9 protein-coding genes are annotated in these 15,129 nt (G+C 59.7%); 6 read left to right on the top strand and 3 right to left on the bottom strand.

The window, feature by feature from the left end:
- Positions 1-10 precede the first annotated feature (10 nt).
- Positions 11-919: a LysR family transcriptional regulator gene (locus ASD58_RS23540; RefSeq protein ID WP_057263695.1), complete on the bottom strand. Its 909-nt coding sequence runs from the start codon at positions 917-919 to the stop codon at positions 11-13.
- A gap of 101 nt (positions 920-1,020) precedes the next feature.
- Here ASD58_RS23540 and dkgB point away from each other — a divergent pair, with 101 nt between their 5' ends.
- A complete protein-coding gene (gene dkgB / locus ASD58_RS23535) occupies positions 1,021-1,821 on the top strand; it encodes a 2,5-didehydrogluconate reductase DkgB (protein ID WP_057263693.1) in 801 nt (266 codons plus the stop codon).
- A gap of 47 nt (positions 1,822-1,868) precedes the next feature.
- Here dkgB and ASD58_RS23530 read toward each other — a convergent pair whose 3' ends face one another.
- A complete protein-coding gene (locus tag ASD58_RS23530) occupies positions 1,869-5,042 on the bottom strand; it encodes a di-heme oxidoredictase family protein (RefSeq protein ID WP_057263691.1) in 3,174 nt (1,057 codons plus the stop codon).
- A gap of 192 nt (positions 5,043-5,234) precedes the next feature.
- Between ASD58_RS23530 and ASD58_RS23525 the strand changes: the two genes are divergently transcribed.
- From ASD58_RS23525 to ASD58_RS23515, 3 genes are all read left to right on the top strand, one after another.
- Complete coding sequence (locus ASD58_RS23525) at positions 5,235-7,007, top strand: AI-2E family transporter (protein WP_057263689.1); 1,773 nt, start codon at positions 5,235-5,237, stop codon at positions 7,005-7,007.
- Between the two features lie 12 nt (positions 7,008-7,019).
- The gene (locus ASD58_RS23520) at positions 7,020-9,980 is read left to right on the top strand and encodes a sensor histidine kinase (protein ID WP_082565636.1); all 2,961 of its coding nucleotides are present in this window, start codon (positions 7,020-7,022) and stop codon (positions 9,978-9,980) included.
- Positions 9,981-10,066: 86 nt separating this feature from the next.
- The gene (locus tag ASD58_RS23515) at positions 10,067-12,271 is read left to right on the top strand and encodes an OsmC domain/YcaO domain-containing protein (protein ID WP_057263687.1); all 2,205 of its coding nucleotides are present in this window, start codon (positions 10,067-10,069) and stop codon (positions 12,269-12,271) included.
- On the opposite strand, the gene ASD58_RS23510 is transcribed toward ASD58_RS23515, so the two are convergent.
- Complete coding sequence (locus ASD58_RS23510; protein WP_057263686.1) at positions 12,268-13,245, bottom strand: NAD-dependent epimerase/dehydratase family protein; 978 nt, start codon at positions 13,243-13,245, stop codon at positions 12,268-12,270. The genes ASD58_RS23515 and ASD58_RS23510 overlap by 4 nt on opposite strands.
- Before the next feature lie 95 nt (positions 13,246-13,340).
- Between ASD58_RS23510 and ASD58_RS23505 the strand changes: the two genes are divergently transcribed.
- Complete coding sequence (locus tag ASD58_RS23505; RefSeq protein WP_057263684.1) at positions 13,341-14,225, top strand: LysR family transcriptional regulator; 885 nt, start codon at positions 13,341-13,343, stop codon at positions 14,223-14,225.
- A gap of 241 nt (positions 14,226-14,466) precedes the next feature.
- On the top strand, positions 14,467-15,108 hold the full coding sequence (locus tag ASD58_RS23500) for a hypothetical protein (protein ID WP_057263682.1): 642 nt from the start codon (positions 14,467-14,469) through the stop codon (positions 15,106-15,108).
- The last annotated feature ends 21 nt before the right edge of the window (positions 15,109-15,129 follow it).

Here is a 15,129-nt window from a genome sequence, read left to right as displayed (position 1 = left end):
AGGGTGGATATTATACCGGCTCGTCGAAGCCGCGTTCGCCCAGTTTTTCCTTCATGTAGTCGACGAACGACGCAATGCGCGCCGACAGGGCAGTATTACGATAGTAGACGGCATTGATCGGTTGCCGAACCTCCAATGTTTCCTCGACCAGGAGCTGTTGCAGGCGGCCCGCCTTGCGATCGGCATTGCTCAGGAAGTCCGACAGGCAGACGATGCCTGCCCCGTGCAACGCCAGGTGCAGCAGTGTTTCGCCGCTGGATGTGTAGATGTTGGGGGTGACGTGCACCGGTTGGCCGTCCGAGTCTTCCAATGGCCAGTCGTTCAATGTCTCCGGCTGGTTGAAGCCGAGGATGGTGTGGTTTGCCAGGTCGGCCACGGTGGCGGGCACGCCGTGCCGTTCGATATAGGAAGGGCTGGCGAGGATGCGTAGCCGTCCGGTGCCGATTGGCGTGGCGTGCAGGGTCGAATCGCGCAGGCGGCCAATGCGGAAAGCGACGTCGGTGCGCTTTTCCATCAGGTCGGTGATTCCTTCGTTGCTGTTCAACTCCAGTTCCACGCGCGGGAAGCGGTCGCGGTAGCCGTTCACCAGCGGTACGATCACATGCAGCATGAAGGGCGTGGATGCATCGATGCGCAGGCGGCCGGCTGGCCCCTGGCGGCGCAGCGACATCTTTTCTTCAGTCTCTTCGACCTTGGCGACGATGGTTCGCGCGCAATCGAGGAATGCCTTGCCTTCCTCGGTCAGCTCAAGGCGCCGCGTCGTGCGCCGTACCAGTGTGGTTTCGAGTTTTTCTTCGAGGCGGGTCAAAGTGCGGCTGGTGGCGGATACGGTGAGGCCCAGGCGCTCCGCGGCCGCGCTGATCGAACCCGTGGTCACAATGGCAATAAATGCCTGCATTTCGTCAAGAGTGGTCTTCATATTCTTGATTATTGCTCAAATATCTTTCGCGGAAAACAGGCTTTTTCCGCAAGAGTCCCGCAGGTAGAGTGGCAGCCACGTTGATATTGAGGACTTTATAAATGACTATTCCATCATTCGGCGCCGGCACATTCCGCCTGCAAGGACAAGCTGCCTTCGACTCCGTTCGCAATGCGATTGAATTGGGCTACCCTGCTGTCGACACCGCGCAGATCTACAATAACGAAGCTGAAGTGGGCCGGGCTGTTGCCGAATCGGGCGTGGCGCGCGAAGACCTTTTCCTGACAACCAAGGTCTGGAACGATAACTTTGCCCCAGGCCGCCTGCTCGCCAGCCTGGAAGAAAGCCTGGCGAAACTGCGCACCGATTACGTCGACCTGGCGCTGATCCACTGGCCCCTGAGCAGTGTGCCGGTGGAGGAATACATGGTGGCCCTGGCCACGGCGCGGGAGCGCGGGCTGGCGCGCCAGATCGGCATCTCGAACTTCAATATCGATTACACGCAGCGCGCAATCGCAGCCATCGGCGCGAAACAGATTGCGACCAACCAGATCGAACTGAGTCCTTACCTGCAAAACCGGAAGTTGGTGGATTTCCTGCGAGGGCAGGGCATTCACGTGACTTCTTATATGACGCTGGGTTATGGCAAGGTGCTGGGCGACCCTGTGATTGCAGCCATCGCCGCGCGGCACAACGCGACTCCGGCGCAGGTGACGCTGGCGTGGGCGATGCAGCTTGGGTATTCGGTCATTCCTTCATCGACCAGGCGCGAAAACCTGGCCAGCAATCTGCTCGCCACCGGACTGCAATTGACGGAGCGGGATATGTCGGAAATTGCAGCCTTGGAGCGCAATGGGCGCATGGTAGACCCGGAAGGCCTGGCTCCGGCCTGGGACCTGTAGCACGCCGAACCGGCAGGACAAGGTTCCTGGCCGGTCCGGCAGTGGGGTTAGAGCGATTTCAGGAAAGCCAGCAGCGCTTCGCGGTCGGATCGCTGCAAGGCGGCGAAACGCTGGCGTGAAACTTCGCCTTCGCCGCCATGCCACATGATCGCCTCCGTGAGGGTGCGCGCCCGGCCATCGTGCAGGTAGCCTGCCTTGCCGCCATTGCCCATCACTTTGTCCGTATAGCCGATCCCCCACAGCGGAGCGGTGCGCCACATGCCCCCTTTGGCCTGGCCTTCGACAAGACTGTCCGCCAGTCCAGTGCCCATATCGTGCAGCAGCAAGTCCGTATATGGGCGGATCACCTGATTGCGCAGTTCTGCCAGCAGGTGCCCCGGGCCGGTACGCATTTCAACCGTATGGCATGCCGAGCAACGCATCGCCTGGAACAGGCGCGAACCGGCACTCACCTGCTGCGCGTCGACACGGTGCTCGTCCAGCGGCGCCACGCCTTTCGGGAAACCGCTCGGCAGGCTTCGCTGGGCTGGAACCGCAATCAGGGCAAGATATTGCGCGATCAATTGTAGTTCCGGTTCGCTCACGCCGCGCTGCGCGGCGGCGGATTTGCAGCCTGCAGGATCGCTGCCGCAGCTGCGATTCGGATAGACCGGCGAGGTGACGGCCATGTCCTGCAACAGGGCCGCAGCAGCCTGGTGGCGCAACGTTGCCTTGGAAGCCTTCCAGCCGAAACGGCCCAGGCGAACGGCGCCGGTATCGGGGTCGTAGACGTAGTTGGCGGTGCCTTTGACGCCGTCGGCATCGGGTACGTTGCGCACGCGCGCCAGGATATCGGCTTCCGGAACTGCTTCAAGCAGGCCGGTGCCGATCATAGGTTGTGCTGCACGCAGCGAGGCGATTTCTGGTGCCGGCCCCTCATAGGCAATGGTGGGCTTGCGCAGTTCGACGGCCGTTCCATCTGCCAGATTGACAGAGCGGGTTTCGAAGCCGGCAACGCGCACTCCGGTTCCCCAGTTCTGCGGTGCACCGCTTGACGAGACGGCATTCATCTGTACCGCGGTTCCATACAGCGGATGCGGCATCTGCTGGCCGTCGGCGCCTGCCACTGCGACCCGCACCGACATCGTATCGAGCTTCTGGTTGACGGCGATCGGGGCCGGGCTGCGGCCGTTATTCACGTGGCACCCTATGCAGGCCGACTGGTTGAAGCGCTGGCCTTGCAGGCCCACGGCCGGCGTGTAGCGGTCGTTGCCGGCTTCATTATGGTCGCCGGTGGTGAAGTTGGTATGGATCAGGCGGCGACCTTCGACAAAGCGCTGCATATTCTGCATGCCCGCATTGTTTTGCGGCTGCTGGAACATGAACAAGCCATTGTCCGAATAGTTGTAGGACACCGAACCAAGCCCGCCCGACAAGGTCTCCGCCGGCAACGGCACGGAATTGAGGCGCGGCTGAACGCCGTACCATGGCCGCAGGCCGGTACCGACCACATAAGTCCATTCGGCCGAGTAGTAGCGAATGCCACCGCTATCGCCCTTGCCAAGCATGGATTCAGTGGTGGAGAACATGGATGGCGAGACTTCGATCACGTCGCCGACAACCAGCGGCCGCGCAGGAATGCTGGTGCCGTTCGGGAAGCCGTTCGCATCCAGCCCGTTCATGCCGGGATACTGCTTGACCAGCAGCGTGCATGCACCGTTGATGCCGCCCGGCGCGGCAAGCTGGCCAGCGGCGGGGTAGGCCGATGGCTTGCAGACCTTGACGTTGTTATCAACCAGTTCTCCCGGCGCCATCCAGCCATAGCCGGTTACGCCGGGGCGGTCGATGGCGCGGAAGAAAGCAATCCCGCCGGACAGGAAATCGACCGTCGTGTACTGGTTGACCGCCAGGGTAGGCTTGGTCACGCCGGGAACACGGCTGTTGTCGACGATCTCCACGCCCCAGGTGCGGTTCTTGAAGTATTGCGGTACGAAGGTCAGGTAGTTGCCGGGACCTTTATCGACTGGCAGCCCGGTTGCGGGATCAACGGTTTCATTCGGGCCGTAGCCGATTTCGTTCCAATCTTCCCCCCGTTCCCGGCCATGGCGCGCGAAGCCGCGTGCGCCGAAGCGGGTAACAAGGGTGCCGTCAGCTAGCGTGAACTGCAGCGTCTCGAGCGGCGTGGCGGCGCCCGGAAGCGGCACTATGGCGTCGCCGCCAGACGGGAAGCGCAGCGCCGACGTGGCGCCAGGCTGCAAGGTGTTGTCGCTGCCCGGCGACTTGAATTCGACCTCGAACAGCGAGTAGCCATACTGCGTTGCACGCGCGATGCCCTGCATGCGGATATACCTGGCGTTCGCGCCGAGGTTGAAGAATTCTTCCGTGCCGCCCTGGCCGTTCGTCACCAGGCGCAGTTGCGACCAGTTGTTGCCATCGTCTGAAACCAGCAGGGAATATTGCTTGGCATAGGCGTTTTCCCAGGTCAGCTTCATATAGCCGATTGCTGTCCGCGCCCCAAAGTCGAACTGTATCCAGGCACCGTCTTCCTTGGAACTGGCCCAGCGGGTATTGGCCTGGCCGTCGATGGCAGCCGAAGCCGACAAGCCTGCGTTCTCCACCCCCGACGAAGTTGCGGTCACCGGCTTCACCACCTTGCCTGGCGCAGAAGGATCGCCCGGCTGCGGATCCGGTTGCGGCGTCGGAGTGGGGGAGGCCGGCGTGCCGGAGAATGCCTGGATCTCAAAGATCGAATAGCCGTATTGCGAGGAGCGCTTGATGCCTTTCATGCGCAGGTATCGTCCCTGGCCGGCGAGGCCGGACCAGTCCTCAGTTCCGCCCTGGCTGTTTTGAACCGACTTGATGGTGGTCCAGCCGGCATTGTCGTCCGAAACCTGAAGCAGGTATTCGGTGGCGTGGGCGTTCTCCCAGGCGATCCTGACGCGATTGATCGCTACCGTTTTGCCGAAATCGAGCGTCAGGTACTGGTCGTCGGTGAAACCGCTGCTCCAGCGTGTGCCGTCATTGTGGTCGATCGCGGCAGCGGCCGACAGGTCGCCGCGTTCGAATGCCGAAGCGATGGCGGCCGTGGGCGTCAAAGACGTCTCGGTCGTTTGCGTTGCGCCTTCGGCTTTCAGCACCGTGCCGGCGGCACTGCTGTCGCTTCCATTACCGCCGCCGCAAGCCGCCAGCAGCGCTGCGAGGGCAAGGGGCAAGCCCTGAGTGATCCTGTGTCTGGTCAACATGAAACCTCCGTGAGTTGGAATCCTTTCCAATTGCTGATGAGCAATATTGTCCAACTGAACACGAAAGTCAAGCGTGCGCTGCTTTTGATATCACCGTGCAAGTGAGGAAGATCAAGTATGATCGCTGCTGGCCGGGACAGCCTGACTGTCCAGATTTGCCTTGAACATGATGGCGCTCCTAGCGGAATCCGTATGAAAGTAAACTTCGCCGTTACGGCGGCTTGTGTGCTCAGCCTTCTTTATTTTGGCCGGGAAGTGTTGCAACCCGTCGTCACTGCGCTGGTCCTGAGCCTCGCGCTGGCGCCATTGATCCGCGCCATGGGCAGCCTGGGGCTATTGCGCGTCAATGCGACTTTCGGCGCATTGGCGCTGGTGATCGTCGTGTTCGCCGGGACCTTTGCGATATTGGGCGCGAACGTGATGGCGCTGACGTCGGACCTGCCGCAATACACCGCCGAAATCCGCGCCAAGTCAAAGTCGCTGGAGGAGTTGGCCCAGCACCCATTGGCGCGCCTGGCGCCGCAGTTGCTGGAAGAATCGCCATCGGCGACAGCGCTGGAAACGGGCCCGCGGCCGGTACCGGTGGAAATCCGTGAGCACGCCAGTACCAGCGATTCCATCGCCAAGGCGATCGGCGTGGTGTCCGGCCCGCTGGGCGAGGCTTTCCTTGTGCTGGTGCTGATGATTTTCATCCTGCTGGACCGCGAAAACCTGCGCGACCGGGTGCTGCGCCTGGTCGGCCAGCGTGAAGTGAGCCGCACCATCAAGGGCCTGGAAGATGCAGCGGAAGGCGTTTCGCGCTTCTTCTTCACCCAGTTGCTGCTGAACCTGACCTTTGGCGTGGTGATTTCGATTGCGCTCTGGCTGATCAGCATTCCCCATGCCGCGCTGTGGGGTGCCCTGTGCGCCGCACTTCGGTTTGTGCACTACATTGGCGCGCTGATCGCCGGTGCGGCGATTGCGTTGTTCGCCGCTGCGGTCGAACCTGGATGGTCGCTCGCCGTGTACGCAATTGTGCTGTTCATCGTGCTCGAAGTGTTCGTCGCCAACGTCATTGAGCCGCGCGTGTATGGCCATAGTGTTGGCATGTCGCCGCTGGCGGTGATTGTATCGGCGCTGTTCTGGGGCGCGATCTGGGGGCCTTTGGGCCTGTTGCTCTCGACGCCGCTCACACTGTGCATCGTGGTCGGGGGACGCTATATCAAGAGCCTGGAGCCGATCAGCATCATGTTCGCGGAATCGCCCAATACCAACGAGGCGCAGCGCTTCTATCACCGGGTGCTGGGCGGCGATGCGAACGCCATTATCGAGGACGCGCGTACTTTCCTGCGCAAGTCGACCCTGGCCCGTTATTGCGACAAGGTACTGTTGCCGGGCCTTGCAATGGCGGGAGCGGGCCTGCAAAACGGCCAGGAAAGCCGCTTGCGTGCGACCGTTGCGATGGTGGCCGATACGTTGGACGCAGGGCATGCGCCAAACCGTGCGCGCCGCCGCAACATCTCCATGCTGGACGAAAACATAGGCGCCCATTTGCGGCACCAGCGCGAGGAACGCCTGGGGCGCTGGCAAGGCTCGCTCGATGTGCCTGCGCGTTCTGTCATCGTCTGCACCTCCATGCCCGGCGTGCGCGAAGAATTCCTGAGCGAGTTGCTGGTACTGGTGTTCCGCGATGCGAAGCTGGATGCCCGCAGTTTCGTACTAAGTCAAGCCGAACCTGCGGACGACCCGGGCGCCGACAACATTGTTTCGACAGTCTTTGTCGCGTATCCGATCGAGAGCGCGCCGGCAGCGTGGATTACAGCTGTAACAGAGCTGCGTGCCGCTTTGCCGGACGTTCAACTGGTAACGATCCGCCCCCGCGACGAAGTAGGAAACGAGCACGCATCTGTGGCTTCGCACGTCGACCTGGTACTGCAATCGTTTGAGGAGGCACTTGCGTTCGTCACTCCAAGCAAGATCGGCTAGAATGCGCGCCAAATGATTCTGCGCGCATTTCAATTCCTGGTTTTCCTTTGCCTGACGTGCGGAATCCCGCCGGTACTGGCCGGGGCGGCAAGGCCATTACTTATCGATTACACCCATACCGCCTGGACCGAACTGGATGGTGCGCCGGCCAGCGCCACCAAGTTCGCGCAAGGTGCGGACGGCTGGCTGTGGATTGCTTCGCCAACCGGCCTGTATCGCTTTGACGGCGTGAGTTTCGAACGTACCGAAAAGGTCTTCGGCCATGGCCTTGAATCCAGCAACCTGATGGCGCTTGCCTCCGCACCCGACGGGGCGCTTTGGGTGGGGTACCGCGCCGGCGGTGTTTCGGTCTTCCGAAAGGACGGGGTGCACCATTATGCCGAGGGCGATGGATTGCAGCCTGTCGGAGCCTTGCATATCGAGGCGGCCCCTGATGGCGCTATTTGGGCCGCGATGCGTGACGGTGTAGCGGTTCTCCCGGCGGGCGGCAAGCGCTTCCAGCATCTTGGACAGGAATCGGGCCTGCCCACGCTCGGCGTGTTCCAGATCCTGTTTGCGCGCGATGGCACGACCTGGGTCGGCACCAATACTGGCGCTTTCTTCCGCCGGCCCGGTGAAACCCGCTTCAGCCAGGCCTGGCCGCGCAAGACACTGGTCTCGCTGTGCGAAGCCCCGGATGGGACCATCTGGGGCAACGATTTCGAACGACGGTACTACAAGGTTCGTACTGCGCCACCGCCGATGAAACAGCCTATTCCCGCCGAAGTCGAAGGCGTAATGATGCGTTTCGACCGTCGCGGCACGATGTGGATCGCGCAGCCCGATGGCCTGGAACGGCGGCTGGACCCAACCACACCTGGCGATGCGAACCAGCGACTGTCAAGCCAGAACAATATCAGCGGTCCGATGATCGGTGCGCTCCTGGAGGACCGCGAGGGCAGTCTCTGGATTGGCACTTCGCAAGGCATCGACCGGCTTCGCCCGAATCGCCTGCGCACTGCGGCGGTTGAAAAGCCACTGGAATTTCCTGCGCTCGTGAATGGCCCTGTCGGCGACATATGGGTTGGCGACTATGCCAGTGATTTGTGGAGCTTTAACAGGGAAGGGCGCGTGAAGCTCGAGGTTCCGGGCAAGATCACCGCCAGCTATACAGGCCCCGATGGCACGCTTTGGCTGGGCGGAATGGATGGCGTCGTGCACCGGGCAACTGATGGCACGCTAAACCTGTTTGCATTGCCGGAAGAATTGAAAACCTTGCGCATTCACGCCATCCAGCAGGACGGCGATGATGCCCTGTGGGTCTCAATTTCCGCGGGAAAGGGTGTCTATAAAATCGTTGACGGCAAATGGATCAAATCGGGCGGTGTAAAAGGCATACCTGATTTGCTGACGACGTCGATGGCGCGGGATCACGACGGAAACCTGTGGATGGCGCATTTGCGCAGTCTCGTTACCATCGTCCGCAACGGCGAAGCGCATACAGTTGGTGCCGGCGATGGGCTTCAACTCGGTACGGTGATGACCCTGTACGCCGACGGCAGCAATATGTGGGCCGGTGGCGAAAAAGGCGTCGCGCTGTACAGGTACGGCCGCTTCACGGCTTTGCACGGCGAGCGAGGCGAAGACTTTCGTGGCGTGTCCGGCATCGTCCGGCTGCCGGACGGCGAACTGTGGGTGCACGGAGCAGATGGCTTGTATCGCATTCCCGCTGCCGGCTTGGCCGCCTGGTTAAAGGATAGCGGCACGCAGGTTGTCTTCGAACGCTTCGACGCGCACGATGGCATGAAAGGCCATGCACCGCAACTGCGCCCCGTCCCGTCGCTCAAAGTCACGCGCGACGGGATTCTCTGGTACGCGACCACAGGCTCGGTCGGCAGCATCGACCCGGCGCACATCCATCGCAATCCGCTCGCGCCACCGGTGGAAGTGGTCAGTGTGCTGGCCAATGGTGAGCGCTACGCCATTCCCCGGCATGGTGAAGTACAGCTACCGGAGGGGACACGCAGCCTGCAGGTCGATTTCACGGCATTGAGCCTGGCGCTCCCCGAACGGGTGCGCCTGCGATACCGCCTGGCCGGCGTGGATCACGCATGGCAGGAAGCAGTAGGGCGTCGGCAAGCGTATTACACGAACCTGATGCCGGGCCGATATCGATTCGAAGTCACAGGATCAAACGAGGATGGCCGCTGGAATAGCAAGGGCGCTGATCTGGAGATCCAGATCCCGCCCACTTTCGTTGAGAGTATCTGGTTCAAGATCCTGATGGTGCTGCTCATCGTGCTCATGCTGTACGCTGCGTATGCAATGCGAGTCCACTACCTGACGAAGCAAATGCAGGAGCGCATGCTTGAACGCCTGGCAGAACGCTCGCGGATTGCCCGGGCATTGCACGACACCTTGCTGCAAAGTGTACAGTCCCTGCTGATTTCCTTCGATGCCCATAGCCGCTACCTGAAGGAGGGCTCGCAGGAGAGAGTCTGCCTGAACAATACGCTCGATTTCGCCGAAAAACTGCTGGTGGAAGGGCGCGAACAGATCCTGGATCTGCGCGCCGCGGCATCGCAGGAGCATCTTGAACAGACACTGGGACAATTCGGGAAAGGGCTGGCGGCGCACGGCGCGCATGCATTTGAAGTAAATGTCCAAGGCACGCCGCGCCAACTGCACCAGCACGTAAACGACGAGCTGTACGCGATCGCGCGCGAAGCGCTGTTCAATGCCTCGCGCTACGCGGGTGCCAGCCGAATCGAACTGGCCATCGATTACGGCAGCGATGCGGTCAATGTACGCATTTCCGATAACGGCCGCGGCATCGATCAAAGCATCATCGCCTCAGGCCAGCGCCCTGGACATTGGGGGCTGGTCGGCATGCGCGAACGCGCAGGCTGCATCGGTGCCGGCCTGGTCATCGACAGCAAACCGGGCGAGGGCACGACAATTACCGTCAACGTGCCGGCAAAAAAGGCTTTTTGAGGTCCGCCGAACAGGCTTTGCGGTGCATTGAAAAAGAGCCGATAATAGCGGCCACGCTATTTTGAGCACTAATTTGGAACATTGCCATGGAAATTAAGGTCAACTTTCTCGATAAGCTTCGTCTCGAAGCCAAATTCGACGATTTCACGGTCATTGCAGACCAGCCAATCCGCTATAAGGGAGACGGCTCGGCGCCGGGCCCATTTGACTACTTCCTGGCTTCGTCGGCCTTGTGCGCCGCGTATTTTGTAAAGCTGTATTGCTCGACTCGCAATATTCCAACTGAAAACATCCGCCTGTCGCAAAATAATATTGTCGATCCCGAAAACCGCTACCAGCAGATTTTCAAGATCCAGGTTGAGCTGCCGCCCGATATCTCGGCCAAAGACCGCGAAGGCATCCTGCGTTCCATCGACCGCTGCACCGTGAAAAAAGTAGTACAGGCCGGCCCTGAATTCATCATTGAGGAAGTCGAAAACCTGGACGCCGATGCCCAGGCTTTGCTGACCCTTGATCCTGCTGCCGGCACCACCACTTACATCCCTGGCAAGGACCTGCCGCTGGAGCAGACCATCGCCAATATGTCGGGCCTCCTGGCCAACCTCGGCATCAAGATTGAAATCGCTTCCTGGCGCAATATCGTCCCCAATGTCTGGTCGCTGCATATCCGCGACGCGCACTCGCCAATGTGCTTCACCAACGGCAAAGGCTCAACCAAGGAAAGTGCGCTGGCGTCTGCACTGGGCGAATACATCGAACGCATTAGCTGCAACCACTTCTACGCCGGTGAATTCTGGGGCGAGGACATTGCCAACGCCGACTTCGTGCATTATCCGAACGAGCGCTGGTTCAAGCCTGGCCGAAAAGATGCGCTGCCGGCCGAGATCCTGGATGAGTACACCCGCGGGATTTACGATGCCGATGGCGAGCTGCGTGGCTCGCACCTGTACGACACCAACTCCGGCAACGTTGAACGCGGCATCTGCTCATTGCCGTTCGTCAGGCAGTCCGACGGCGAAACCGTGTACTTCCCGACCAACCTGGTCGAAAACCTCTTCGTCAGTAACGGCATGAGTGCCGGGAACACGTTGGTAGAAGCACAAGTGCAATGCCTGTCGGAGATTTTCGAAAGGGCGGTCAAGCGCGAAATCCTGGAAGGCGAACTGGCGCTGCCCGACGTGCCACACGAAGTGCTGGCCAAGTATCCAGGGATTGTTGCAGGCATCAAAGGCCTGGAAGACCAGGGCTTCCCGGTGCTGGTGAAGGACGCCTCGCTTGGCGGAACCTATCCGGTGATGTGCGTGACGCTGATGAACCCGCGCACGGGCGGCGTGTTCGCCTCGTTCGGCGCGCATCCGAGCTTTGAAGTGGCGCTGGAACGCAGCCTGACCGAACTGCTCCAGGGCCGCAGCTTTGAAGGCCTGAACGATTTGCCTCGCCCGACCTTCGTCAGCAACGCGGTGACCGAGCCAAACAACTTTGTGGAACACTTCATCGACTCCAGCGGGATCGTGTCCTGGCGCTTCTTCAGCGCCAAGTCAGACTTCGATTTCGTGGAGTGGGATTTCTCAGGTCAAGGCGAAAACTCGAATGCCGAAGAAGCGGCGACCTTGTTTGGCATCCTGAAAGACCTGGGCAAAGAAGCCTACATGGCGGTCTACGATGAATTGGGTGCGACTGCATGCCGCATCCTGGTGCCTGGCTACTCCGAAATCTATCCGGTGGAAGACCTAATCTGGGATAACACTAACAAAGCGCTCCTGTTCCGCGACGATATCCTGAACCTGCATCGCCTGGATGACGACAGCCTGGATGAACTCCTCGAACGCCTGGAAAACAGCGAGCTTGATGAATACGGCGACATTGCCACCCTGATCGGCATCGAGTTCGACGAAAACACGGTGTGGGGTCAACTGACCGTACTGGAATTGAGGCTGCTGATTAACCTGGCCCTCAATGAATACGAAGCCGCCCGCGAACTGGTCGATGCCTTCCTGCAGTACAACGACAACAGCCTGGATCGCGGCCTGTTCTACCAGGCCTTGAGCGCTGTACTGGAAGTACTGCTCGACGAAGACATGGAACTGGACGATTACGTCGTCAACTTCCGCCGCATGTTCGGTGACGAGAAGATGGACGCGGTAATCGGCTCCGTCGACGGCAGCGTGCGATTCTATGGCTTGACCCCAGCCAGCATGAAGCTGGAAGGACTCGACAGGCATCAACGCAAGATCGACAGCTACCGCAAATTGCACGCGGCTCGCGCCAAAGCGGCAGCCAAATCCCGCTAAGCGTCGGCAGGAAGGCAGCCAAGGCTGCCAAGCGTGCAGGCGAGGGCGGTTTCAAGCGGCGTATGGGGCTCGGTGCCAAGTACCTTCCGAAGCTGCCGGTTTTCCATCCGAACCGCGCGCTGCCATAAATAGCGCATTTCCATCATTTCGCGCAGAGTCTCGTTGAATGGCGCAGCGAGACGTATCAGCCACCACGGGAACGCCTTCAGCTTTGGGCGCTTTGCCCCGTGGGATTCAACTACGCGCTGTATTGCCTGTCCAAACTCGGTGCCATCATGGTCCCAATATCCGGCCATGTGGTAGCTGGCGAATGCAGGCAATTTTTCGCGCATATCCAGCAGCGCAATCATGGTTGCCGCCACGTCGGGCAAGTAAGCATATTGATGGCCAACGCCCGGCGCGCCAGGAAGCTTGACCTCAGCCGGCACCTGGCCCGGTTGGATCATGCCTTGCGAAAGCCAGTTATTGCGGGCGCCCGGGCCAAAGAAGTCGCCGGCCCGGACCACGATCACGCGCACTTTACCGTGCTGGCTTGCCTCCTGCAGGCGCTTCTCCATTTCGACGCGGATTTTGCCTTTACGCGTAAGAGGGCGCTGCAACGAATTTTCGTGAAGGACCGGGAAGGCATCCGGTCCGTAGTTATAGACCGTTCCCGGCAAGACGATGGTTGCGCCTTGCGCAGCAGCTGCGGCGATTGTGTTGTCGATCATCGGCAAAACCTGCTGGCCCCAGCCCCGATAGCCCGGCGGATTGACGGCGTGAACGATCACGGAACAGCCTTCAGACGCCCTGCCGACGTCCTGCGCATTCATCGCGTCGCCCTCGATCCATTCAACGCCACCGGAGATACGGCTTGCGACACCTAGGCCGCGTTTCAGTGCGCGGACTTTCCAGCCATTGGCCACGAGTTGCCGCAGCATTTCGCCACCGATTCCGCCACTTGGACCGAGTACCAATACCATTTTTGCTTGCATGATTTGCTCCGTAAAGTTGACTATGGAGCGAATTATCGCCAAACTCGGGATCAACGAAAATTCCCTAAAGCTTTGCATCCGCTATACAAATTTGTATGACAACCTCGATTCCCTGGGACTTGTACCGGACCTTTTTGCACGTTTTGAACGCCCAGTCACTGTCAGGCGCCGCCAGATCGCTGGGATTGACGCAGCCGACTGTCGGGCGCCATATATCTGAGCTGGAATCCGGCCTCGGACTGGCGCTATTCACGCGCTCCCAATCGGGGCTGCAGCCGACCGACGCAGCGCTGCAATTGCGCTCGCAGCTCGAAGAAATGCAGCACGCCGCCGCATCGATAGAACGCAGCGCCCATGGCCACAGCGCGGTTCGGGGAGCCGTGCGGATCTCGGCGAGTGAAGTCGTGGGCGTAGAAATCCTGCCATCGATCCTGGCGCCGCTTCGCACCAAATATCCTGAATTGGCGATTGAACTCGTCCTTAGTGACTCCGTTCAGGATTTGCTCGGACGAGAGGTCGACATTGCCGTGCGTATGACGCGGCCGCAGCAGGATCTTTTATTGGCACAGCGCGTCGGCGAAGTTGCGCTGGGATTCTATGCGCACAAGGAGTACCTGGCGGTGCAAGGCGAGCCGAAGAAGCTCGCGGAGCTCGCGAGCCACAGCCTCGTGGGCTTCGATATGGAGACGCCGTTTCTTAGGGCGGCAGGCGAAAAATTTGGCGGATGGAAGCGCGAAATATTCGCATACCGCTGCGACAGCAATCTCGCGCAAATGGCCTTGGTACGCGCCGGCGCAGGGATTGGCGGATACCAGGTAGGATTGGCTTCGCGGGACAAGAACCTCGTTCGAATCCTTCAAAAGGAAATGCATATGACGATGACGACGTGGGTCACCATGCATTCGGATTTGCGGAATAATGCACGGTGCAGAACGGTTTTCGACGCCTTGGTCAGCGGATTGAAGGATCTCTGGGATTAAGGCATAACTTCGCAAACTGTGTAGAATCGGGCTAGTGTTGCGCTATTTCCTCCTATATGATGTACTATCATTGCTTAAATTCTGTTGCGTTTTGTAATAGATCGGAAGTGTTGCGTGCCATGAGGTTTCAAACGCAACACGACTTAATAAGCCGCGAGCGCCTAAAGCAACGGGACCAATGGGTAGTGAGTAAATTATGGATTGCTGGATTTGTGGTAAGCCTGCGGATTCTGGCGAACACATGCTGAAGGCGTCGGACCTTCGAGCAACGTTCGGCAATGTATCTCAGAACCGTCAGCTGTATCTGCACTCGGATTTGGCGCGAAATATCCGTAAGCGGACTATCAAGGACGATGGGTTTAAGTCCAAAGCCCGGCTATGCGGACATTGCAACAGCACCCTGACACAGCCTTACGACCGTGCTTGGGAGCAGTTGTCAGCCGCCTTAAGAAGCAGGGCGCCTTTGCGCGTTGGGCAGCTGCTAAAGCTGAACAAGGTCTTCAAATCGCCAAGCGCCAGAATGCTGGACGTTCATTTGTATTTTGTGAAGCACTTCGGTTGCAGAATTGCAGAGTTCGGTTTGTCGATCGATATTGTAGGCTTTTCCAAAGCGCTGCTTGGACGAACTGCGCATCCCGAAGTGTTTCTTGCTATCGGCCCCAGTCTGCATCCCAAGATAGGCAAGAAGATCGCAGGCTGGAGCGAAATCGAGGCGAGGGTGTTGCCGGATGGCCGTTGCGCATATGCACAGTACTTTTACCACTTGCCGACTCTGACAGTCCTCATTATGTATGCTCTGCCTGGTCAGCGCAGGAAGGGGCTGGCACAAGCCTGGCATCCAGATAAGCAAAGTAGACTGCTGCGTATTGCAAAGCTGAGCTGAAATCAAATCGGCTCGACTTAG

This window comes from Duganella sp. Root1480D1, from assembly GCF_001427305.1.
In the GTDB taxonomy this organism is placed as follows: Bacteria; Pseudomonadota; Gammaproteobacteria; order Burkholderiales; family Burkholderiaceae_D; genus Rugamonas.
The sequence above is the reverse complement of the archived record's forward strand: the minus strand, read 5'-3'. Positions and strand labels throughout refer to the sequence as shown.

What these genes read in the sequence shown, in the direction of transcription:
- ASD58_RS23515 (WP_057263687.1), top strand. Translation starts at nt 10,067, where the DNA reads ATGGAAATTAAGGTCAACTTTCTCGATAAGCTTCGTCTCGAAGCCAAA.
- ASD58_RS23540 (WP_057263695.1), bottom strand. Translation starts at nt 919, where the DNA reads ATGAAGACCACTCTTGACGAAATGCAGGCATTTATTGCCATTGTGACC.
- ASD58_RS23505 (WP_057263684.1), top strand. Translation starts at nt 13,341, where the DNA reads ATGACAACCTCGATTCCCTGGGACTTGTACCGGACCTTTTTGCACGTT.
- ASD58_RS23525 (WP_057263689.1), top strand. Translation starts at nt 5,235, where the DNA reads ATGAAAGTAAACTTCGCCGTTACGGCGGCTTGTGTGCTCAGCCTTCTT.
- ASD58_RS23520 (WP_082565636.1), top strand. Translation starts at nt 7,020, where the DNA reads ATGATTCTGCGCGCATTTCAATTCCTGGTTTTCCTTTGCCTGACGTGC.
- ASD58_RS23500 (WP_057263682.1), top strand. Translation starts at nt 14,467, where the DNA reads ATGCTGAAGGCGTCGGACCTTCGAGCAACGTTCGGCAATGTATCTCAG.
- dkgB (WP_057263693.1), top strand. Translation starts at nt 1,021, where the DNA reads ATGACTATTCCATCATTCGGCGCCGGCACATTCCGCCTGCAAGGACAA.
- ASD58_RS23530 (WP_057263691.1), bottom strand. Translation starts at nt 5,042, where the DNA reads ATGTTGACCAGACACAGGATCACTCAGGGCTTGCCCCTTGCCCTCGCA.
- ASD58_RS23510 (WP_057263686.1), bottom strand. Translation starts at nt 13,245, where the DNA reads ATGCAAGCAAAAATGGTATTGGTACTCGGTCCAAGTGGCGGAATCGGT.